We start from the raw sequence: 23,405 nt of genomic DNA on the forward strand, positions 1-23,405 counted from the left end.
TATAGTCAATCATATATTAAGAACAAGAATACTCTTTACAATATCTATTTACATAATTAAACACCTTGAACATCGAATAAGACATTTTTTTATCATTAATGTATACTTTCTTTTGTTTATCATTACAACTATAAATAAAAGACAAATAACCATTTGTATTTAATTCAGAATTTTTAACAAAAATATTGTTAAAAAATTTATAAAAATATTCTCGTTTAGAAAAAATTTTTCTTTCATAAACAGAATCTTCTCTAAACTCATAAAAAATAACTAAATCCTTAATAGATAAAATATCCCCTATTAAAACCTTAATATCAATAAATAAAATAAACAAAAATATTATTATGCTATCAAAGGAAACGTAGTAAATAAAAATACTAGTCAAAATTCGACTTAAATAAACCATTAAATAAATACTTGATATATAATACTTTCTTGGAAGTTCTTGTGTATCTACAATAAATAGATCACTCCTTATACTTTTAAGCTTCCTAAAAAGATCGTTTAAATACTCGTTTCTTAATAAAAAATAAACTTTTATTTTCAGTCCATTATTTAAACCTAAAATTAATACATTGTCTAGTAATCTTTTTTCAATCCATACTATATCATTAAAATTAAAATTTATTTTAGGGAAATATTTTCTATAAAAAATTTTGTTTTCTTCAAAATCAATTTCATAAAAATATCGCAAATAAGAAATTATCACAAAAATGTTTATCAACATTAAAAAAAGTATAAAAATACCAAAGACATTACCATACATGAATAAATAAAATATAGAAAAAATAACATTAAGAAAAAAAATAGAAATCAATCTAACTTTATAAAACAATAACTCATTCATATTATTGTTATAATTAAACATTAAATTTAAAGAAAATTATATCACCATCTTGAACCACATAATCTTTACCCTCAAGCCTAAGACGACCTTTCTCTTTTACACCCTGAACACCTTGAAATTCAACTAAATCATTAAATGAATACACTTCTGCTTTAATAAAACCTCTTTGAAAATCACTGTGAATTATACCTGCAGCTTCAGGCGCTTTCATTCCATCTTGAAAAGTCCAAGCTCTAACTTCTTGCACACCCGCAGTAAAATAGGTTCTTAATCCTAAAGCATAATAAGTTTTTCGTATCAAATTGCTAAGACCACTAACAGTTATTCCCATAGACTCAAGCATTGCCATTCTTTCACTTAAATCATCAATTTCAACAAGTTCTGCCTCAATTTTAGCACATAGAATTAAATAATCATTACCTTCACTGCAAGCTATATCTTTTACAATATCTGTATATTTATTACCAGAAAGAGAATTTTCATCAACATTACACACATATATAACCTTTTTAATAGTCAAAAGATTTAAAGATTTGATAAAATCATAACCAAATTTATCAAACTCAAATTCAATCGCTGGTCTAACATCTATCAAGTGACGTTCAAGATTCTTAAGCATTGAAACAATCATTTTTGCATTTTCACTAATCTTTTTATCAGAACTTTTTACATTTCTTTCATTTTTTACAATGCTTTTCTGCACAGTATCAAGATCAGCAAGACATAATTCTGTATTAATTGTATTTATATCTCTTTGTGGATTCACATTTCCATCAACATGAATTACATCTTTATCTTCAAAACATCTAACAACATGTACAATAATGGAAACCTCTCTAATATTTGCCAAAAATTTATTACCAAGTCCCTCTCCCTTAGAAGCTCCCTTCACAAGACCTGCAATGTCAACAAATTCTATTACAGCAGGAATAATTTTTTTTGATTCAACAAAATTAGCAATTTCTAAAAGCCTATCATCAGGAATTTCAACTATACCTACATTGGGATCAATAGTACAAAAAGGATAATTAGCAATTTCTGACTTAGATGCTGTTAAGGACGAAAATAAAGTAGATTTGCCAACATTCGGCAACCCCACTATTCCTACATTAAGTGCCATAAATAAAACTCCATAAAATAATAAAATTTAATTAGCCAAATAAGCAAATTCACCTCTACCTATCTGCTGATTAAAATTTACTTCAACAGACAAATTGTAATACCCATTAGGCTCCTCTTGGGGCCCTGAATAATTATACTCAAGCACATAAGTACCTGTTTTTTGCATCATAATTAAATCATAGACCTTAGACACTCCATCATAAGATGAAAAAGGAATAACCGCACCTCCAGTTTCATTTGTTAAATATTGCAATTTAGGATCAATAGGATTATTGCCAAATAATATTAAATAAAATCGAATATCATTATTCTTATAATAACTTAAAATAGTGTCTATAGAATATCTATTAAAAGAAGAACTGCCTAAATTTCCGTTACTAAAATAAATAACAGACCTTCTTGAGCTATTAGACATAAGTTCAGAACCTGCAAGTTTAAGACTAACATCCGTCTTTACATAGCTTGAATCATAATTTCCAAGGGAATTGGTCTTATGTATAGTACTCATTAAACTATCAATATTATCTACCAAAGGTACACTTGTTGCATTTATAAAACTAAACTTCTTATTTTTTCTATATTTTAGAAGGGTATTGATACCCATAATCTGTTCTGACTCATAATTTTTCATAGCAAAAGATTTATCAAAAACAATTGCAATATTCATATCATAAGAAGTATTAATATCATAAGCTATTTTAGGCTTAACGATATAATATCTCTCATTAGCAATTGAAAAATTTTCACTCTTAAGACCAACAACTGGCAAACCACTTCTGTTGCTAACATTAAGTTCAACATAAATTTTAGAATTCTCAAGCCTAATGACTCGACGTACATCAACATTAAGACTATCATAAATACTAGAATCAGTCTTATAAATTGAAATATGAGCATTATCAAAGTCTGAAACAATAACTTGATTATTAACATCAATGATTGAAGATGAAATTTTAGAATCAATCTTATCTGCTTTTAAAAGTTTAACAAATGTCTTTCTTAAAACACTATACTTATAAACACCATACTTTGAAGATATAATAATATTATTCCCTGTAAAATCACTGCTAAGTCCTTCTATTGATTCAAGAGAAGTTGCAATAGAATATAAATGATTACCACTAGTATCAAAAACCTCAATAGAATTTTTTGGAGAATCAGCTACATAAATATTACCATTTAAATATGTAATACCAGTAGGGCCCAAGAGTCCAGGATATCCAACAGTTTTAAAGCCAAAATACAAAATAAAATTACCCTTAACATCAAATTTACTTATCCTCTTATTACCCCATTCACTAACATAAATATAATTTCTCTCATCAACTGTCATATACTGTGGTGCAAGCAATTCGCCAGCTTCAGTGCCTTTTTTCCCAATTGAACCCCTTTTAATACCAAAAGTTTTATCATATATTCCAATCTCATCATTTGAATATAGTGTTACATATAGTAATTTTCCAAGCTCAATCATATCATAAGGTGATCTTAAAGAAGTTATTCCATCTTTAACCAGAACATTAATATTATTATTAGCATCAAAATGTAATATTTCATTTCCTACAAAATTAACAGCATAATATCCACCATATTGATTGGCTTTCAAAGATGTAATTTGATATCCATTTGGCCGCCTGTAAATAGAATTATCAAGAAAAGCAACTTGAATAAAGTTATCAACATCAAGTTCATTATTCAATGATATACCTCTTCTTTGCTCAATTGTAGATATTAATTGTCTAAGATAGGCTACTTTATACCCCTTGAATTGTAAATTCCGCCATTCCATTAAAGCTTCCTCAACATATCCTAATCTATAATAAACATTACCTATCCAAAAATGATAATCAAGATTGTTTGGGTCAAAACTTAAAAGTTTTTTAAAAGACAAAAGAGCATCATCATAAAGTCCATCATTATAAGAATTAAGTGCCCATCGCAATTCTTCTTGAGCATCCTTTTTGGTAACTATACCCTGAGCATTTAAAATCAATGCATTTCCAAAAAACAAAATAATTATATTAAAAATTAAAATTATTCTCTTCATAATTAAGCAAACACTATAAAAATTTGACATTATTAAACAAAACATATTATCTATATTATACTATGTAAATGTTTGTATATTAATATCTGTGATATTAATATACAAACATTTACATAGTATAATATAGATAAAAAAAAGAGGGTAAATGAAAACAAAATATTTTTGTCTAGCTGCTTTTTCAGGAATTCTTACAACTCTAGCAATTCCAAATGAAATAGAAAATATGGGATATTCAATTATTGGGTTAATTGGATATATACCACTCTTCATTGCATTAATAAAAACAAAAGATAAAAAAACTATTATTTATTTAACAATCTTTTACTTCTTAATAGCTAATAGTCTACAAAATTTTTGGCTTGCATTTTTTAAAGCATTTGGACTACTTACATTTTTAGGAGCAGTATCAGGTTATACTCTTCACTCGTTAGTTCTGGGATATTTATTATGTTATTCATTAAATGCTTTCAAAAATAAAACATTAACCTTAGCTATACTTTTCACATTCTATGATTATGCTAAATCAATCGGATTTGGTGCATACCCTTGGGGATTTTCAGCTTTCATGGTCAATAACTTTAATGAACTTATACAAGTAGCCGACATTTTTGGAGTGTTTTTTGTATGCTTTATTGTTTACTTTCTTAATGCGGGACTTGCAAATTTTTTTGTAGAACAAAACAAAATAAACACATTAAGCCTTTTGCTTTGTATCCTACTTGTAAGTACATCTTTTGCTTACGGAATCATTAAAAAAATAGAACTAAATCCAATTTTAAAAAAAGAAATAGACACTCTAAACATTGCAGCCATACAACTAAATGGTGCTCCTTGGACTAGCAATCATAAAGCAGAAATTAAAAAATCTATTAAACTTACAAAACAAGCTTTAAAAAAATATCCAGATACAGAACTTGTACTTTGGAGTGAAGGAGTATTAAATTTACCATTTGACTCTTATAGAAATAATAATACCTATTATTATAACGAAGAATTACTTAAATTATATGATTCAATAAATGAACTAATAATCAACAATAAAGCTCATTTTATTATTGGATCACCTTCAAATGTAAACAGAAAGTTACTAACACATGAAAATTCAGTTTATGTAATAAAACCTAATCTCCAAATAGCAAATATATATTCTAAAATATTTTTAGTTCCATTTGCAGAAAAAATACCATTTGATAACTACGAACCCGTAAGAAAATTCTTTTATGAAAACTTTAATATCCAAGCAAACATCAATGGAAATAAACTTGAAATCTTTAAACTAAAAAAATTCAATTTGGCCCTATTAATATGCTATGATGACGCATTTCCAGACCTTGCAAGAAATTATAAAAGACAAGGTGCAAACCTATTATTAAATTTCTCAAATGACTCTTGGTCAAATACAAATTCATCAGAATGGCAACACTTTGTAGTAGCCAAATTTAGAAGTATAGAAAATGGAATTAAAACCGTTAGAACTACAAACTCTGGAATAACCGCTATAATAAATGAATATGGAGAAAATGTTAAAAGTTTAGAAACATTTAAAGAAGGATACCTAACATCAAAAATAAAATTATCCCCAAGATTCACAACAATATATGAATATATAGGGGAATTATTTGTATATATTTTAGCAATAATGATTGTAATTATGACATTAAGAGCCTACTTTATTGAAGAAAGTAGCCATTTATCATAATGTTTTATAAAAGATAAAGTCTGAATATCTGTCCAAAATGGGATTTTCTTAGTAAAATCATTCCTCTTAGCCTTAACTTTAACAATATAAGAATTATCGGTATCTTTTATAATACTTAAAGACTTGAAGTCATAAAAATCATCAAATGCAAGATAATTTAAATCTTCCTCAGAAATATACCCTGAATTAACCTTTAAACTTGCAATAAAATCATCCTTGGACTTAACTTTTCCTAAAACTTTAATCTCATCAGATATAACGGAATTAAATAAATCAACATTCTGCAAAAGAAGAGCTCTTACAAATTTATTAAACTGAAATTTAACTGCCTGTTCTTTATGTTTCTCTCGTTCTACATTTGCAATGTATTCTATCTTAGGGGCATTTGTTACTTCATTAATTTCAATCTTGTCATGAGTTATTCCTGGAATATCATCAAGCTTAATATCATCAAATGCAAGATAACTAGGCTCACCTTCTAATTTAATTTTAGAATCAATTTCTTTTACAGCAATCTTAAGATTAACTTCTTCTTTTAATTTTGGATAAATTTCCAAAGCTTTTTTTTGAAAACTTCGCCCCTTTTTAACTTTTCCCACATTAATATATCTTTGTCCAACTTCATAATAAAAAATAGCAAGTTCTTTTTGCCTATCATCAACCAAAGAAGCATTTTCTGCAAATAAATTTATAAAAACAAAAGAAATAAATAAAAACAATAACACCAATTTTTTCATGCTAACCTCCAATAAAATCTATTCATACTCAAAAAAACAAATATCAAGTTTATAAGCAATTATATTATAAGTTTATCTTTAATAAAAGCAATAATTTTGCTTTTATGTATATCATCAAAAATATTAATATTATCGTAATTAAATCTCAATTTTGGAGACAAATCATAATTATCATACCAACTTAAATATTTTTCATTAAGGTCTTGAAGATAATCTCTAGAAATATCTGTCTCAAAATTTCTATTTCTATTTTTAATACGACGCTCAGCTTCATCCACACTACAATCAAGATAAATCATCAATACAGGTTTTTGAGAATGCTCCAGCATATTACTAAGCAAATCAAGGTATATCATATATTCATCATCAGAAATATATCCATTCTCATTTAAAAGAGAAGCAAACACACGATCACCATAAATAGACCTATCAAGTATTCCTCCTTTAGTTCTACATATATCCTTTATAAGCTTAAATCTCTCATTTAAGAAATTAATCTGGATTGAAAAAGCCCACCTGGACTTATCCTTATAAAATTTATCTAACATTTTTAATGTGAATTCATTATTCAATTCAGTGTAAAAAGGAATATTAAATTCACTAGACAAAAAATGACCAAGCGTAGTTTTTCCTACTCCAATTAAACCTTCAATTACAATTACCAAACTTGTGCCTCCAAAATTTATAAACAATATCAATAGCCAATTCAAAATAAGATTATTTAAACATATAAAAACATACAATATCAAGTAAAAAACGTTTAAAAAAAGAATGCAATAGTATTGAAATTAGAATTTTTTAAACCATTGACATTAATAGAAATAAAAAATAAAATTTTTAGTAGGTCAAACGATTTTATATTCTTCAATTCTATGCTCAGGAGAACGTAAATGGACATCAACTCCGTCTTAATCAATTTGGATAAGAAAAAAACATTATCTGATAGTAATTAAAAAAATTACTAAAAAAATAAATTAATCAACTAGTAAAGGGAGGTAAGAAAAATCTACTGCTACAACAAAAAATATCAATAAAATAAAAGCATTAATTAAATGCCATAATTCATATAAAATGAATCATAATTATTGATTATACTAAATATAAAAAAGGTAACGGTCACCATTGGCAAACATATCTACGAATCAGAATTTTTTTCTTTTATATTTCAATGCCTATTGTTTTAAATAGATCAAAATTTAAGATAGTAAACATCTCAATTGACGTATAAAAGAAAAAATAATACTTAGCAAAAACAAAAATGCTTAAATGAAATCGTGAATTTGACAATAAGCTTAATAATTTAAGTATATTAATACATATTAGAAAAGATATTATGAAGTAAAATCAAATGGAAAACTATAAAAACATCTTATAACATTAAAAATATTGTTTTGGCAATAAACACACAGACTTATCAAAGAAACAATAAATTTAATTAAATACTATAGATATTTTAAAAAGTTAATTTCAAATTAAGTTTTTGTAATACAAGGAGGTTAAAATTATGATTTGTTGTACACGATTTAAGGAATTTTTTGCAGAATTTTTAGGAACATTTATTCTTCTAGCCCTTGGAACAGGTTCTGTAGCAATGACAGTCTTATTCCCATCAAATCCACCCATAGATGGAGAAATAATAAAAGGAGGCTATACCAATATAGTACTTGGATGGGGATTAGGTGTAACATTTGGAGTTTATACATCTGCAAGAATTAGTGGTGCACATCTTAATCCTGCTGTGAGTATTGGATTAGCTATTATTGGTAGATTCCCAATGTCAAAACTTTTTCATTACATTTTAGCACAAATGCTTGGAGCATTTTCTGGAGCTCTAATGACACTAATTGTATTTTACCCTAAATGGATAGAAATAGATCCTGCATTTGAAACTACCCACGGTATAATGTCAACTTTTCCTGCTGTGCCTGGTTTTTGGTCTGGATTTATTGACCAGATATTTGGAACATTTTTACTAATGCTTTTAATTTTAGTTGTTGGAAACTTTGTCAAGGAAGCTTGTCGAAAGCTAATTTTTCCTCTTATTATTGGAGCAATAGTTTTATCTATTGGAATAAGCTTTGGGGGAATGAATGGTTATGCTATTAATCCAGCAAGAGATTTAGGGCCAAGAATACTATTACTACTCACTGGTTTTCAAAACCACGGTTTTGATGAAATAAATGTATTTATGATTCCTATATTAGGACCAATAATTGGTGCAATCTTAGGAGCCATAGTTTATGAATTTATTTTATCAGACAAAGATGAAAAGTTTACTTTGAAAGATTAACAAACAACAATCAAAATAATTTATATAAACAACTAGCATGATTTAGTTATTAATAATATTGAAGAAGGAGAAAAGTTACTATGAAATACATTTTATCTATTGACCAAGGTACGACAAGTTCAAGAGCTATAATATTTGACAAGAATGCTAATATAAAAGGATTAGCACAAAAAGAATTTTCACAAATTTATCCATATCCAAGTTGGGTTGAACATAATCCAAATGAAATATGGAGTTCTCAATTAGGAGTAATAACAGAAGCTTTAGCAAATGCAAGAGCTTTTCCTAATGAAATTGCAGCCATTGGCATTACAAATCAAAGAGAAACTACCATTATCTGGAACAGACACACAGGAAGTCCAATTTACAACGCAATAGTCTGGCAAGATAGAAGGACAGCACAATTTTGCGAGGAATTAAAAGCAAAAGAAAAAGATAAAATTATCTTACAAAAAACAGGACTTGTATTAGATTCTTACTTTAGCGGTACAAAAATAAAATGGATATTAGACAATGTTGCAGGAGCAAGAGAATGCGCGGCAAAAGGAGAACTATGTTTTGGAACAATAGACAGCTGGATAATCTGGAATCTTACTAAAGGTAAATTACATATTACAGATTATTCTAACGCATCAAGAACTATTCTTTTCAATATTAAATCACTTGAATGGGATGATGAGCTACTACAAATATTAGATATCCCAAAATCAATTTTACCTACAGTTAAACAAAGTTCTGAGATATATGGTAAAACTGATGCTTCCATATTAGGAACAGAAGTCATTATTTCAGGAATTTCAGGAGACCAGTTTGCAGCAACATTTGGACAAGCATGTCTTCAAAAAGGAATGGCTAAAAATACATATGGAACTGGATGCTTTTTAACCGTCAATATAGGACAAAAAGCTATTATTAATAATAAACAAAAAATTTTAACATCAATTGCATGGGCTAAACAAAATATAATGACGTATGTTTTTGAGGGAAGTGTTTTTATTGGAGGGGCTGTAATTCAATGGTTGAGAGACAATTTAGAACTATTTAGAAAAAGTGCTGATTCAGAGGCACTAGCCGCTTCAGTAAATGATAATGGAGGTATTTATTTCGTACCGGCATTTGTAGGACTTGGAACACCTCATTGGGATTCTTACGCTAGAGGAATGATTATTGGGATTACACGAAGCTCAACAAAACAACATATAACAAGGGCTGCTCTTGAAAGCATTGCCCTGCAAAGCTTTGACGTACTAACTGAAATGAAAAACTCCATTCAAGGATTTACAATCAAAGAATTAAGAGTTGATGGAGGAGCTAGCACAAATAATATGCTTATGCAATTCCAAGCTGATATTCTACAATGCAATGTTGTTAGACCAAAAATAACTGAAACTACTGCTCTTGGCGCAGCTTATCTGGCAGGACTTGCTGTTGGATACTGGACAAGTGTCCAAGAAATTACAAACCTTTGGAAATCAGGTAAAATATTTGAACCTTCCATGGAAAAAAGCAAACGAGAAGATATAATTTATAACTGGAATAAAGCAATTGAAAGAGCAAAGGCTTGGATTCAATAATATTTAATACATGCAATGGAGATATTTAATTATGAAAAAATTGTTTGATTTTCTAAAACCAGAACCTCATATGAAAAATCAAGTAAATAAAAAAATACAAGATTCCCTATATAGAAAACTAAGACTTCAAATATTCATTTCAATCTTTATTGGATATGCTGGATTCTATTTAACAAGAAAAATCTTTGCTTTCATTATGCCAGAACTTGAAAAAGAAGGTTTCAGCAAAGGTCAATTAGGAATAATTTTATCTGGAGTTTCAATTGCATATGGATTTTCTAAATTTATTATGGGAAATGTATCGGATCGAAGTAATCCTAGATATTTTTTAACATTAGGACTATTCCTTACAGCAGTAATTACCATTATATTTGGATTATTTCCATGGAACTTAATTAGCACTAAAAATGCAATAATATTAATGTTCATTTTAATGTTTGCAAATGGATGGGTTCAAGGAATGGGATGGCCTGCATGTGGACGAACTATAGTCCACTGGTGGTCCAAAAAAGAAAGGGGCATCACTGTTGCCACTTGGAACTTAGCTCACAATATAGGCGGAGGAACAACTGGAATCATATCTTCTTGGGCTTTGCTCCACTTTCAAGAATGGCAAGCCATACTTTATGTACCAGCAGGAATAGTAATAGGCATTGCAATATTTGTTTTAATGACACTAAGAGATACGCCTCAATCTGTAGGCTTACCGCCAATTGAAGAATACAAAAATGATTATCCTGATAACTATACAGACAATGCAGAAAAAGAACTCAGCACAAAAGAAATATTTGTCAACCATGTCTTTAATAACAAACTGCTATGGTATATAGCTATTGCTAATGCTTTCATATATTTTATAAGATACGGTGTTCTAGACTGGGCACCATCATATCTTTTACAAGTAAAACACTTTTCTATAAAAGATTCAGGATGGGCATATTCTCTTTATGAATTTTCAGCTATTCCTGGAACAATAATTTGCGGATGGATGTCTGATAAAATTTTTAAAGGAAGAAGATCAGAAACCGGAATAATTTTCATCACTGCTACTCTTATTACAATATTTATATATTGGCAGTTACCAGAAAATAATCCAACATTGACAATTATTCTATTAGCAATAATAGGATTTTTAATCTACGGTCCTGTTATGCTAATTGGTCTTCATGCCCTTGACCTTGTACCAAAAAAAGCTGCAGGCACAGCAGCGGGATTTACAGGACTATTTGGATATATAGGGGGTTCTGTTACTGCCAGCGCCATTACGGGCTTTGTATTGCAATACTTTAGCTGGGACACATATTTTTATCTATTAATAGCTTCATGTATATTTGCAATAATATTTATAAGTCTAACTTTGAAGAAAGAGAAAAAATTAATGACATTTAATCAAATACAATAGAATTTATCTAAAAATAGAAGGCTAATAAATATGTTATATAATTTGTTAATTATATAATATAAGGAGTTAAATATGAAATTAAAACTATTAATACTTACAATTAATATATTTTTCATAATTTCATGCTTTAATGAAAAAATGAGTAAAAATAAAAAATCACCATTAGTTATAGCTCACAGAGGTGCTAGCGGATACCTTCCAGAACATACTTTAGAATCTAAAGCATACGCTTATGCCTTAGGAGCTGATTATTTAGAACAAGACATAGTGCTAACAAAGGACAATATTCCTGTTATAATGCATGATCCAGAACTTGACACAACCACAAATGTTAAACAACTATTTCCTAACCGAGCTAGAGAAAACGGGCGATATTACTCTACCGACTTTACACTAACTGAACTTAAATCACTAAGTATTAGTGAAAGATTTAATCCTGAAAATCAAAAACCAATATATCCTAGCCGTTTTCCACTAAATGAATACAATTTTAAAATTCCAACATTAGAAGAAGAAATACAATTTATACAAGGACTAAATAAAAGCACAGGAAAAAATGTCGGAATTTACCCTGAAATTAAAAAACCCTTCTGGCATAAACAACAAGGTAAAGATATTTCTAAAATCGTAATAGAAATTTTAAATAAATATGGATACAAATCAAAAGAAGATAAGATTTATCTACAAACATTTGACTTTGATGAATTAAAAAGAATCAGGAACGAACTTGGATACCAAGGAAAATTAATAATGCTTATTGGAGAAAATAACTGGAACGAAGCCCCAACAGACTATGAATATATCAAATCAGAAGAAGGTATGGCTGAAGTTGCAAAGTATTCTGACGGAATTGGAGCTTGGATGTCCCAAATTATCATTGATGGTAAAATAACAGAACTTACAAGTTTAGCTCATAAATATAATATAGAAGTTCATCCTTACACATTTAGGATAGATGAATTACCTTCATATGTTAACAATGCACATGAACTACTAGATTTATTATTCAATAAAGCAAAAGTAGATGGCATATTTACAGATTTCACTGACATAGTAGTGAATTTCATAAAAAAATAAAACCATCGATTTTAATAAGGAGAATATTTAATTCTTATGAGTAAAAATAAAACAAAAGAATTACAAGATCTTGATAAACAAGATTTTGACTTAATAATAATTGGGGGAGGAGCAACTGGCCTTGGCATTGGAATAGACTCAATTACAAGAGGATATAAAACTTTACTCGTTGAAAAATTTGACTATGCAAAAGGCACCTCTTCTAGATCGACTAAACTAATACATGGAGGTGTAAGATACTTAGCTCAATTTAATTTATCCTTAGTAAAAGAAGCATTATATGAGAAGGCTCTACTTGAAAAAAATGCACCTCATCTAGTTAAAAAGCTTGAATTTATTATACCCATATACAATATCTTTAGTATTCCCTACTACTATCTTGGCTTGAGTTGGTACTATAAACTTCTTGGAAAATATAAAGAAGCTAAGTATAAAACAAAGTTATTATCAAAATCCAAGACAATAAAAAAAATGCCAAATATTAAAACTAAAGGTCTTAAATGCTCTGTTTTGTACTATGACAATTCATTTGATGATTCAAGAATGGCAATAAGCATGTTTAGAACTTTTACTGAAAAAGGAGGGTTGGCATTCAATTATACAGAACTTATAAGTTTCACAAAAAAAAATGGAAAAATATCAGGTGCCATTATCAAAGATAAACTAAGTGGTAAACAAATTATCATTAATAGTAAATGTATAATAAATGCAACAGGAATCTTTTCAGATGAAATTAGAAAATTAGATGATCCCAATACAACTAACATTATAAAACCTTCCCAAGGAACACATATAGTAATTAACAAAGATAAATTAAATACAGAATGCGCAATGGTTATACCTAAAACAAGTGATAATAGAATTTTATTTTCTGTACCTTGGTATAATGGTATTATTTGTGGAAGTACAGATGTTTCAATAGACAAAATTGAGGAAGAACCCAAAAGTCTAGAAAGTGAAATTGAATTTATAATAAATACCATAAATAATTACCTAAATATTAAAATAAATAAAAATGATATTTTAAGTATTTATGCAGGAATTAGACCTCTCATCGCAAGTCCTAAAAAGATAAAACACACCTCAAAAATATCAAGAAACGAAAAAATATTCGTATCAGATTCAAATCTTATTACAATTGCCGGAGGCAAATATACGACTTACAGAAAGATGGCTGAAAAAGTCTTAAAAAGAGCAATCGAAGAAAAACTACTACCTGAATCAATCTCTATAACAGAAAATTTAAAACTACACGGATACATAGACAAAGAGGAAGCACTTAAAATACCTGAACACTTTCGAACTTATGGAAATGATTTTCAATACTTAAGAAAAATGCAAGAATTCAACAATAAGATTCATAAAAACTTGCCATTAAATACTGCTCAAATAACCTTTGCTATTCAATTTGAGCAAGCAAAAACTATTGAAGATATCTTATCAAGAAGAACAAGATCGCTATTATTAAACGCAAAAGCCACAATTGAAGCTGCACCAAAGGTTGCTGAGATTATGATGCATAAACTTGGTAAATCAGAAGAATGGAAAAATGAACAACTAAAAAGCTTTAAAGAAATAGCAGAAAAATATTTAGTTTAATTAAGTGAGGATACAATGTAATCCTCCTATTAAAAATAATCCCATACATTATAAAATTTATTTTGAATATGTATAATCTAATTATTTAATATCAAATTTAAAAATCAAATATCAATTTAAAATCATCTACCTTAGCAAATTAACAAGTAATCCTTGAATTTCCTCAAGACTACTTAAAAGTTTAATCTGAGAAATTTGATTTTGCAAAACAGAATAAGCAAGCTTATCAAGCTTTTCATTAATAATTCTAATAATGGAATATTTAGGTCTTTTTATTGCTCCATTACTTCCACCTTTTTGTTCTTTAATAGAAATAGAAGATGACAAAATAATAGATAAAAATTCCCCTATAGTTTTTTTATAAAAAATCACATTTTGACGAGAAGGTTCACTTAATAGTTTTTCACCAAAATCATTAATATCATCTAGCATATCTTTAATTAATTCAAGATTAAATTCACCATTCTCAAGTAAGATAAAAGGTTTATCTTGTCTGACAACCTCAGATTTAAATATAGAAGAAAAAATACCTAACCTGTTAGTAGTAACCTTCTTTTTAGAGGCCTTATAATCCTTTGAATCAAGATTTAAGGCTCCTGCGACTAAGTTATTAATCTTCATCTATCTTGCTGCTTATACCATTAAATAAATAATTATCACTATCATCTGTAATGACATCCTTAGATATTTTCTTACTATCCATTCCCTTATTAACTTCAATTAAAATATCTTCATTAACTTTATAAGAACCAGTATAAATTAACACATCTTTTTCAGCAAAACTAAGATTTTCAATGCCAATATTCATATATCCATCAATAATAGCACCCTCTTCAACCTCAATAGACTGACATGAAATATTTCCAATAATACATCCTGATTGAAAAACTTTAATTTTTTTGCTAGCACAAACATTTCCAAGAACAATTCCAGAAACAACAATCTCATTTGCATTAATATTTGACTTAATGCGTCCTGTTTCTCCAATTATAACCCTCTTTGTAGAACTAATGGTTCCTAAAAAATCACCATCAATCCTAATAAAATTATTTGAAACAATTTCTCCTTTAAAAAAATCATCTTTTCCAATAATTGTTTTTATCTCTGCGAAAATAAAAGATGATGAAAATTTCTTATTCTTATTATCTTTTTTCATACTTAAAAGATTAAGCATTTATTTTGAAGCCCCCACTGCCAAATTTAAATACATATCAGGATTTACAACCTGAGACCCTATACGAATCTCATAATGAAGATGTGGACCTGTTGAATATCCTGTTTGACCAAGTAAACCAATCACTTGACCTTTTTTAACATAAGAACCCTTAGTAATATTTAAACGAGACATATGAGCATAAAGAGTGGAGAGTCCATATTTATGTTTAATTTGAATAAAATTACCATAACCTGTTCCTTGGTAACTAGCCCTAACAACCTCACCATTAGCAGCTGCGACAATAGCCGTTCCAATCCTTACTCCTGCAAGATCTATTCCTTTATGGATATACCATTGCCTAGTAAAAGGCTCAATAGCAGGTCCAAAGTGCAAAGAAACAACACCATTACCTTTAGAAATCGGCCAAAGCGAAGGAATATCATTTAATAATTTATTTTGGGAATGAAGTAATTTCACTATACTATTAAGAGGAGAAATTGACCTTTCTATTGTATGCTTAACATTTTTAAGATCATTTAACTCTTTAAGTGCATTAGCTTCTAGCAATTGCAAATCAATAAAATCTGCAAAGTCTCCTTCTAATTTATCGCGATTTAAATTAGTATTATTCTCATTGATTTTTAAAGAAGTACTAAGTTCATCTAGAACTTTAGAAAAGTTACTAGCAACAGAATTAATTTCTACAACAGTATTTCTAAAATATTCAATCTCAGATTCTGCAAGCGCATAACTCTTTTCAGTAGAATTAACAATCGATTTAAGAGTAACATAATTAACAGCAAGCAAAACAAACCCTATAAAGATAAAAAGAAAAAATAAAAAAAATAAAAATAAAGTCAAAAAAGAAATCTTTATATTTCTAACATCCCCTTTAACATGAGGAATAATCATAAAGCTAACGTTTTGCCTGAAAAAAGAATAAATATTATTTAAAAGTTTAAAAAAATAACCAAAACTTGAAAGAAAGATCTTATCTAATCTCTTAAAAAAAGATATGATTTTGAATCCTCTCTTTTTTATCATAATAAACCCCTCAGCACATATACTGACTAATAAAAAAAGTCTTTAATACTTAAAAACCATTTTAAACCCACAAATTAATATTTACAACACTTTTTATAAATGATAGCATTATCAATACAATAAAAATACAAAAATAAAAGTAAATGATTTATTATTATATACAATGAAAACATTATTCTTTGCAACTACTAATATAAATAAAATAAATGAAGTAAAGCAAATTTTAGATATCCCCAATATAAAAATAGAAATTCCTAAAAATTTTAATGTACAAGAGACAGGTAAAACTTTTAAAGAAAATTCTCTGCTCAAAGCAAAAACTTTATTTGAACTATTAGATAGGAAACAACCTGTTTTTAGCGAAGATTCGGGATTATGCATAGAAGCATTAGATTTTGAGCCTGGAATTTATTCTAAAAGATATGACCAACATAAATTAGGAAAAAAATTAGGAACCAATGAAAAAAATCAGCTTATTATAGATTTAATGAAAAATAAAAAAAATAGAACTGCATATTTCATATGTGTAGTCAGTCATATTTCAATCAATGGAACTATAACTAATTTTAAAGGTGCCTTTAGCGGAACAATTGCTATGGATATTAATCATTATAAAAAGAATGGATTTGGATATGACCCAATATTTTTAACTACAAATAATAAAAGACTTAGTGAATTAAGTCTTTCAGAAAAAAATAAAATATCCCATAGAGGAATAGCATTCAGCAAATTTAAAAATTTTTTAATGAAATCTTTAGATTAATACCATAAAAATAAATTGTAACAATTTAATACAAATCAAATTTTTCCATTAATTTGTAAAATCGAAAGTAAACATTTAAAATAATTATTGTTTACAGTTACAATTTATGTCATATCAAATTCAAGGAGAAAGTTTAATGATAGACAGAATCAACATAAATGAAAATGACAAATGGGATTTATCTTCTCTATTTAACAATGACAACGAATACAGGGAAACAGTCAAAAAAATAAAATCAAAACTTCAAAACTTCAAAAAATATGAAAAATTAGATTTCGATCCAAATATCTTTAAGCAAGCATTAAATGATTATTATACAATAGAAGAAGAACTTGAGAGAACAACATATTACACACATATTCAACTGGCAACAGATGTCACCAATCAAATTTCAAACGAACTTAGAGCAATTAATGTCAACTTAGAAACATATGCATCAAATATTACAGCATTTTTTATTCCAAAAATCTTAAAAATAGATACAAAACAAGTCAAAGAATGGCTTGAAGATATAGAAATCAAAAATCACAAAATAGCAATTGAAAAAATATTAAGACACAAAGAACATATCTTAAATGAAGGCGAAGAAAAGATATTAGCTAACTATACATCTCTTCATTCATCTTATGAAGATATATTCTCTGCATTAACAAATGCAGACATGGAATTTGGAAAAATCGATGGCAAACCATTAACAAATACTACTTACAATTTATTTCTTCAAAATGAGAATCAAGAAATACGAAGAGAAGCATTTTTAAAATTTTATCAAGTATATAAAAAACATGAAAATACATTAGCTAACCTACTAATTGCTAATATAAATCAAAATAAATTCTTGGCCAAAACAAGAAAATTTGAAAATACTATATCAATGCAACTTTTTCAAAATAATATTGATACTAAGATTTATACAAACTTAATTGAAACAGTTAATGAAAACTTATTTGTACTTCATGAATATTACGAATTTAGAAGACATATACTAAAACAAGAATATCTTAACCATTACGATGTTTATGTTCCCTTAACAAGGGATATTAAATTCAAACACTCCTTTAAAGAAGCATGTGACAAAATTTTAAAATCACTAGAAATACTAGGCGATGAGTATACCGAAATACTAAGAAAAGGACTATTTGAAGAACGTTGGGTTGATAAATATGAAAATAAAGGAAAAACGGCAGGGGCTTTTAGTGCAGGTTCATACAACAGCAAACCCTACATATTAATGAATTATAAAGATGAGTCAATAAGAGATATGTTTACATTAGCCCATGAAGCTGGACACTCCATGCATTCCTATTTCAGCATTAAAAATAATCCATTCCCTCAATATCAATATTCTATTTTCGAAGCAGAAATAGCATCTACCTTAAATGAACAAATACTTGCAGAATATTTGCTCAAAAATGAAAATGACAATGAAAAAATAAAATATATTAAACTAAATCAAATTGATGACTTACTTGCAACATTTTTTAGGCAAACGATGTTTGCTGAATTTGAATATGCCATTCATGACATGATCAATAAAAACGAACCAGTAGTCAAAGAAACAATAAAAACCATGTATTTAAATTTGTTAAAAAAATACTTTGGTCCTAGTCTTAAGTTTAAAGAAGAGAGTTCTCTTGAATGTTTTAGGATTCCTCATTTCTACTCACCATTTTACGTATATCAATATGCAACAGGCATTACAGCTGCTCTTTTAATATATAAAAATATAAAAGAAGACAAAAAAGATACTATTAAAAATTACATAGAATTTCTAAAAACAGGAGGATCAAAATACCCTTTAGAATCACTAAAAGTTACTGGTGTTGATTTAAGCCTAAAATCAACAATAAAAAATACTATTGACATATTTAAAGAACGTCTAGAGGATGTAAAAAAATTATTCTCAATAACAATAAAGGAGTAAAATTTGAAACAACAATTAAACTTAATTTTAGCTTGGTCGGTACATATTTTAACAGCTTTTGGACTAATAATTGGCCTTTACTCAATAATTTCTATTATAAATGAAGATTATAATCTGCTATTAAAACTTACAATTCTTGCTATCCTAATTGATGGTATTGACGGCACATTAGCAAGAAGACTAAAGGTAAAAGAATTTATACCAACAATAAATGGAGAACTTCTTGACAATATAGTAGACTACTTAAATTACACATTTGTTCCTACAATATTTTTTTATTACAGTAATTTCATAGAAAATGAATATAAAACAATAGTTTGTATTGGAATTTTATTTTCATCAGCATACCAATTCTCAAGAACAGATGCAAAAACCAGTGATGATTATTTTAAAGGTTTCCCATCTTTATGGAATCTACTAATAATCTTTAACATAATATTCACAATGACCCAGATTACTAATCTAATTATCATACTATTATGTATAATATTTAGCTTTATGCCAATTAAGTTCATTTATCCTTCAAAAAATAAAGAATTTAAATACATAACCTTTCCTTTAACAGTAATCATTATTTTACTAGCAATACCTACAATACTTATAAAAACGACAGAACTTTATTTAAATATATATGGAACAATGATAATTATTTATTGCTCATATTTAATTTTACTAAGCATATATTTACATTATAAAACGAGAAAAAAATAAAGAGAAATTTTATGAATATAATACTAGAATTTATAGATCTCAACATCGCTTATTCACCAATAATATTTTTTGGGCTACTTATCATTGCTGGCTTTAATATTCCAATTTCTGAAGATGCAATAGTAATAATAGGCGGAATGCTTTCGAGTCGAAGAAATGAATATACAATTCCAATATTTTTAGCAATTTTCTGCGGAGCATATATTAGCGACATAATTTCATTTTATATAGGGAAATTTTTAGCCAAAAAATTTTTTAAACAAAAAACAAAAACAAATAAATTATTAGATAAAATGAATTACTATTACGGAAAATACGGAAAATTAACCTTAATCTTTGGAAGATTTATTCCATTTGGAATTAGAAATGCAATATTTATGTCAGCAGGAATGGGAAACATGCGCACTAGTCATTTTCTTATAACTGATTTTTTTGCAGCTATGCTATCAATTACAACCTATTTTATATTAAGCTTTAAAATAGGTCAGGCATTTAAAATAATACTACCTAAAATTAAAATATTATTACTAATAATATTTATTACAATCACAATAATTTTTGTAATAAATTACATTATAAAAAATAAAAAAACACAAAAAGTTGACAAACTTTTAAAATAGCAAATATAATATGTATGACGCTGTGGTGGTGGAAGTGGTATACACGCTAGCTTGAGGGGCTAGTGGGCTTATGCCCATGCTGGTTCAAGTCCAGTCCACAGCATAATTGAGCAATCAATCTAAAACATTAAAATTTTAGTCAATCATAAAAGGCATTTTATAGTTATTTTACTTTTCAGTAAAATAACTATAAAATATAAAATGCTATAAGCATAAACCTTAAATATAACATTGCTATTTACTTGAGGGGTTAGATGTCTAAGTATAATTTTACAGAAATAGAAAAAAAGTGGCAAAATTACTGGGATCAAAACAAAACATATAAAGTTAATGAAGACCCAAACATTCCTAAAGAGAAAAGAATCTATATTCTAGATATGTTTCCCTATCCTTCATCCAATGGACTTCATGTAGGTCACCCTGAAGGTTATACAGCAACTGACATATTAACAAGATATAAACTATTAAATGGATTTAATGTACTTCACCCAATAGGATTTGATAGTTTTGGATTACCTGCAGAAAATTATGCTATACAAACAGGAGAACATCCTAAAAAAATAACTGAAAAAAATATTGAAAGATTTAAAGAACAAATTAAAGCACTAGGATTTGCTTACGATTGGGATAGAGAAATTAAAACTCATGATGAAAATTACTATAAATGGACACAATGGATTTTCCTAAAATTATATAAAAAAGGTCTAGCTTATACAAAAAAAATACCTGTATGGTACTGTCCAGAGCTTGGAACAGTGCTATCTAATGAAGAAGTGATTCAAACTCCCAATGGTCCAAGATCGGAGAGAGGATTTCATAAAGTACAAAGAAAACCTTTAAGACAATGGATGCTAAAAATCACACAATACGCAGAAAGACTCATAAGAGATCTTGAAGACATAGACTGGCCTGAATCTGTTAAAGAAATGCAAAAAAATTGGATTGGTAAATCAATAGGAGCCGAAATTGAATTTTCAGTCAAATCAAACACAGAAAAGATAAAAGTATTTACAACAAGGCCAGACACAATTTTTGGAGCAACATACTTAGTACTTGCCCCAGAAAACAAGATAGTAGACAAAATTACAAAAGATAATTTTAAACCACTGATTTCAGAATACAAAAACAAAGAATATCTTAAAAGCGATCTTGAAAGAACATCTCTTGAGAAAGATAAAACAGGTGTATTTACAGGGTCATATGCTATAAACCCAATAACTAAAGAAGAAATTCCAATCTGGATATGTAGCTATATACTTGGCACTTATGGCACTGGAGCCGTAATGGGCGTTCCAGCACACGATGAAAGAGATTTTTCTTTTGCAAAAAAATACAATCTACCAATAAAACAAGTAGTCTCTAAAACAGGAAAAAATGAAATACTAACAGAACCATTCACTCAAGATGGCATTTCAATTAATACACCTCAAGAATTTAATAATCTAAAAACAGAGGAAGTAAAAACAAAAGTAATAGAATGGATTACTAAAAATAAAAAGGGAGAAAAAAAAGTTAATTACAAACTTAGAGATTGGATTTTTTCAAGACAAAGATATTGGGGAGAACCTATTCCTATTATGCTTGATAAAGATTTAAATGAAATACCAATAGAAGAAGATCAATTACCCTTAACACTTCCAGAAGTAGAAAATTATAAACCATCAGGCACAGGCGAATCACCCTTGTCAAGGATAAAAAATTGGGTAAATGTCGAACATAATGGAAAAATGTATCAAAGAGAAACAAACACAATGCCACAATGGGCAGGTTCCTGCTGGTATTACTTACGTTACATTGATCCAAATAATGAAAAAGAATTTGCAAGCAAAGAAAAAATTAATTACTGGATGCCAGTTGACCTTTATATTGGAGGTGCAGAGCACTCAGTATTACACTTACTATACGCAAGATTTTGGCACAAAGTTCTCTACGATTTAGGATATGTTAACACAAAAGAACCTTTCAAAAAACTCATAAATCAAGGTATGATAACATCATTTGCATATCAAGACGAGCATGGAATTTTAATTCCCAATGATGAAGTCGAGAAAAGAGATAATAAATTTTTTTCCAAAAAAAATAATAAAGAACTAAAACAAATAGTAGCAAAAATGTCAAAATCATTAAAAAATATAATAAATCCAGATAATATAATTAAAGAATATGGCGCAGATTCAATGAGAATATACGAAATGTTCATGGGACCTTTAACTGATTCAAAACCTTGGAATACACAAGGATTAGCTGGAATTTTCAGATTTTTAAACAAAATATGGACTATAAAAAACAAAGAACTAACAAAAGAAGCAGCACCAAAAAAATTAATATCTGAACTTCACAAAACAATCAAAAAAGTAACAGAAGATATAGAAAGATTAAGTTTTAACACTGCAATATCATCATTAATGATATTGACAAATGAGCTTTTAAAATATAATAAAAATTATTTGGAAATTTTTAAACCTCTAACGATTATTCTCTCACCATTTGCACCACATCTAGGAGAAGAATTATGGGAATATATTAAAGAAAAACCTAGCATATTCAAAAATACAAAATGGCCTAAATATAATCCAAATCTCATTATTGATGAAACAAAAGACATTGTATTACAAATTAATGGAAAAATAAAAGATATAATTACACTAAATAACGAAACAGATGAAAAAACTCTTAAAGACATTGCACTTAAAAATCAAAAAATTATGCAAAATATACAAAATAAGAAAATAATAAAGATCATTACGGTCAAAGATAAGCTTATAAATATAGTAATAGAATAAAGTAGTAAAA

The 23,405-nt window shown here is 27.9% G+C and carries 19 protein-coding genes and 1 tRNA gene; 12 read left to right on the plus strand and 8 right to left on the minus strand.

What is annotated here, in order from left to right; all coding sequences use genetic code 11:
- Positions 1–16: 16 nt before the first annotated feature.
- Genes K5563_RS01170 through K5563_RS01180 form a run of 3 tightly spaced genes read right to left on the minus strand, consistent with a single transcriptional unit; the run spans position 17 to position 4,004 of the window.
- On the minus strand, positions 17–847 hold the full coding sequence (locus K5563_RS01170) for a hypothetical protein (protein ID WP_221037185.1): 831 nt from the start codon (positions 845–847) through the stop codon (positions 17–19).
- A 13-nt stretch (positions 848–860) separates the two neighbouring features.
- Positions 861–1,967: a redox-regulated ATPase YchF gene (gene ychF / locus K5563_RS01175; RefSeq protein ID WP_221037186.1), complete on the minus strand. Its 1,107-nt coding sequence runs from the start codon at positions 1,965–1,967 to the stop codon at positions 861–863.
- Between the two features lie 27 nt (positions 1,968–1,994).
- Complete coding sequence (locus tag K5563_RS01180; RefSeq protein WP_221037741.1) at positions 1,995–4,004, minus strand: tetratricopeptide repeat protein; 2,010 nt, start codon at positions 4,002–4,004, stop codon at positions 1,995–1,997.
- Positions 4,005–4,161: 157 nt separating this feature from the next.
- Here K5563_RS01180 and lnt point away from each other — a divergent pair, with 157 nt between their 5' ends.
- Positions 4,162–5,715 carry an apolipoprotein N-acyltransferase gene (gene lnt, locus K5563_RS01185; protein WP_221037187.1) on the plus strand — a complete coding sequence of 518 codons (1,554 nt, stop codon included), beginning with the start codon at positions 4,162–4,164 and terminating at the stop codon, positions 5,713–5,715.
- On the opposite strand, the gene K5563_RS01190 is transcribed toward lnt, so the two are convergent.
- A complete protein-coding gene (locus K5563_RS01190) occupies positions 5,682–6,452 on the minus strand; it encodes a hypothetical protein (RefSeq protein WP_221037188.1) in 771 nt (256 codons plus the stop codon). The genes lnt and K5563_RS01190 overlap by 34 nt on opposite strands.
- Before the next feature lie 59 nt (positions 6,453–6,511).
- On the minus strand, positions 6,512–7,117 hold the full coding sequence (locus tag K5563_RS01195) for a deoxynucleoside kinase (protein WP_221037189.1): 606 nt from the start codon (positions 7,115–7,117) through the stop codon (positions 6,512–6,514).
- 842 nt (positions 7,118–7,959) lie between these two features.
- Here K5563_RS01195 and K5563_RS01200 point away from each other — a divergent pair.
- From K5563_RS01200 to K5563_RS01220, 5 genes are all read left to right on the plus strand, one after another.
- On the plus strand, positions 7,960–8,742 hold the full coding sequence (locus K5563_RS01200; RefSeq protein WP_221037742.1) for an MIP/aquaporin family protein: 783 nt from the start codon (positions 7,960–7,962) through the stop codon (positions 8,740–8,742).
- An 80-nt stretch (positions 8,743–8,822) separates the two neighbouring features.
- Positions 8,823–10,316 carry a glycerol kinase GlpK gene (gene glpK / locus K5563_RS01205; protein WP_221037190.1) on the plus strand — a complete coding sequence of 498 codons (1,494 nt, stop codon included), beginning with the start codon at positions 8,823–8,825 and terminating at the stop codon, positions 10,314–10,316.
- Between the two features lie 31 nt (positions 10,317–10,347).
- On the plus strand, positions 10,348–11,718 hold the full coding sequence (gene glpT, locus K5563_RS01210; RefSeq protein WP_221037191.1) for a glycerol-3-phosphate transporter: 1,371 nt from the start codon (positions 10,348–10,350) through the stop codon (positions 11,716–11,718).
- 72 nt (positions 11,719–11,790) lie between these two features.
- Positions 11,791–12,795: a glycerophosphodiester phosphodiesterase gene (gene glpQ / locus K5563_RS01215; protein WP_221037192.1), complete on the plus strand. Its 1,005-nt coding sequence runs from the start codon at positions 11,791–11,793 to the stop codon at positions 12,793–12,795.
- A gap of 36 nt (positions 12,796–12,831) precedes the next feature.
- Entirely contained in the window at positions 12,832–14,394 is a 1,563-nt protein-coding gene (locus K5563_RS01220; protein WP_221037193.1) for a glycerol-3-phosphate dehydrogenase/oxidase, read from the plus strand.
- 126 nt (positions 14,395–14,520) lie between these two features.
- On the opposite strand, the gene K5563_RS01225 is transcribed toward K5563_RS01220, so the two are convergent.
- The 3 genes from K5563_RS01225 to K5563_RS01235 are packed head-to-tail and all read right to left on the minus strand — an operon-like array spanning position 14,521 to position 16,594.
- The gene (locus K5563_RS01225) at positions 14,521–15,015 is read right to left on the minus strand and encodes a DUF327 family protein (protein WP_221037194.1); all 495 of its coding nucleotides are present in this window, start codon (positions 15,013–15,015) and stop codon (positions 14,521–14,523) included.
- Complete coding sequence (locus tag K5563_RS01230) at positions 15,005–15,568, minus strand: polymer-forming cytoskeletal protein (RefSeq protein WP_221037195.1); 564 nt, start codon at positions 15,566–15,568, stop codon at positions 15,005–15,007. The genes K5563_RS01225 and K5563_RS01230 overlap by 11 nt, the downstream gene beginning before the upstream one ends.
- Positions 15,569–16,594: a M23 family metallopeptidase gene (locus K5563_RS01235; RefSeq protein ID WP_221037196.1), complete on the minus strand. Its 1,026-nt coding sequence runs from the start codon at positions 16,592–16,594 to the stop codon at positions 15,569–15,571.
- A 163-nt stretch (positions 16,595–16,757) separates the two neighbouring features.
- On the opposite strand from K5563_RS01235, the gene rdgB reads away from it, so the two are divergent.
- The 6 genes from rdgB to leuS all read left to right on the plus strand — a co-directional run bounded on the left by rdgB (position 16,758) and on the right by leuS (position 23,395).
- Positions 16,758–17,357 (plus strand): RdgB/HAM1 family non-canonical purine NTP pyrophosphatase, encoded by a 600-nt coding sequence (rdgB, locus tag K5563_RS01240; protein WP_221037197.1) that lies wholly within the window; start codon positions 16,758–16,760, stop codon positions 17,355–17,357.
- Positions 17,358–17,493: 136 nt separating this feature from the next.
- A complete protein-coding gene (pepF, locus tag K5563_RS01245) occupies positions 17,494–19,281 on the plus strand; it encodes an oligoendopeptidase F (protein ID WP_221037198.1) in 1,788 nt (595 codons plus the stop codon).
- 3 nt (positions 19,282–19,284) lie between these two features.
- The gene (pcsA, locus tag K5563_RS01250) at positions 19,285–19,992 is read left to right on the plus strand and encodes a phosphatidylcholine synthase (RefSeq protein WP_221037199.1); all 708 of its coding nucleotides are present in this window, start codon (positions 19,285–19,287) and stop codon (positions 19,990–19,992) included.
- A gap of 11 nt (positions 19,993–20,003) precedes the next feature.
- A complete protein-coding gene (locus K5563_RS01255) occupies positions 20,004–20,612 on the plus strand; it encodes a DedA family protein (RefSeq protein WP_221037200.1) in 609 nt (202 codons plus the stop codon).
- A 19-nt stretch (positions 20,613–20,631) separates the two neighbouring features.
- A tRNA-Leu gene (locus tag K5563_RS01260) sits at positions 20,632–20,715 on the plus strand.
- A 151-nt stretch (positions 20,716–20,866) separates the two neighbouring features.
- The gene (leuS, locus tag K5563_RS01265) at positions 20,867–23,395 is read left to right on the plus strand and encodes a leucine--tRNA ligase (RefSeq protein WP_221037201.1); all 2,529 of its coding nucleotides are present in this window, start codon (positions 20,867–20,869) and stop codon (positions 23,393–23,395) included.
- Positions 23,396–23,405 lie beyond the last annotated feature (10 nt).

It is taken from the genome of Borrelia sp. HM (genome assembly GCF_019669085.1).
GTDB lineage: Bacteria > Spirochaetota > Spirochaetia > Borreliales > Borreliaceae > Borrelia.

What these genes read in the sequence shown, in the direction of transcription:
- K5563_RS01170 (WP_221037185.1), bottom strand. Translation starts at nt 847, where the DNA reads ATGAATGAGTTATTGTTTTATAAAGTTAGATTGATTTCTATTTTTTTT.
- ychF (WP_221037186.1), bottom strand. Translation starts at nt 1,967, where the DNA reads ATGGCACTTAATGTAGGAATAGTGGGGTTGCCGAATGTTGGCAAATCT.
- lnt (WP_221037187.1), top strand. Translation starts at nt 4,162, where the DNA reads ATGAAAACAAAATATTTTTGTCTAGCTGCTTTTTCAGGAATTCTTACA.
- K5563_RS01190 (WP_221037188.1), bottom strand. Translation starts at nt 6,452, where the DNA reads ATGAAAAAATTGGTGTTATTGTTTTTATTTATTTCTTTTGTTTTTATA.
- glpK (WP_221037190.1), top strand. Translation starts at nt 8,823, where the DNA reads ATGAAATACATTTTATCTATTGACCAAGGTACGACAAGTTCAAGAGCT.
- glpT (WP_221037191.1), top strand. Translation starts at nt 10,348, where the DNA reads ATGAAAAAATTGTTTGATTTTCTAAAACCAGAACCTCATATGAAAAAT.
- glpQ (WP_221037192.1), top strand. Translation starts at nt 11,791, where the DNA reads ATGAAATTAAAACTATTAATACTTACAATTAATATATTTTTCATAATT.
- K5563_RS01220 (WP_221037193.1), top strand. Translation starts at nt 12,832, where the DNA reads ATGAGTAAAAATAAAACAAAAGAATTACAAGATCTTGATAAACAAGAT.
- K5563_RS01225 (WP_221037194.1), bottom strand. Translation starts at nt 15,015, where the DNA reads ATGAAGATTAATAACTTAGTCGCAGGAGCCTTAAATCTTGATTCAAAG.
- K5563_RS01230 (WP_221037195.1), bottom strand. Translation starts at nt 15,568, where the DNA reads ATGCTTAATCTTTTAAGTATGAAAAAAGATAATAAGAATAAGAAATTT.
- K5563_RS01235 (WP_221037196.1), bottom strand. Translation starts at nt 16,594, where the DNA reads ATGATAAAAAAGAGAGGATTCAAAATCATATCTTTTTTTAAGAGATTA.
- rdgB (WP_221037197.1), top strand. Translation starts at nt 16,758, where the DNA reads ATGAAAACATTATTCTTTGCAACTACTAATATAAATAAAATAAATGAA.
- pepF (WP_221037198.1), top strand. Translation starts at nt 17,494, where the DNA reads ATGATAGACAGAATCAACATAAATGAAAATGACAAATGGGATTTATCT.
- K5563_RS01255 (WP_221037200.1), top strand. Translation starts at nt 20,004, where the DNA reads ATGAATATAATACTAGAATTTATAGATCTCAACATCGCTTATTCACCA.
- leuS (WP_221037201.1), top strand. Translation starts at nt 20,867, where the DNA reads ATGTCTAAGTATAATTTTACAGAAATAGAAAAAAAGTGGCAAAATTAC.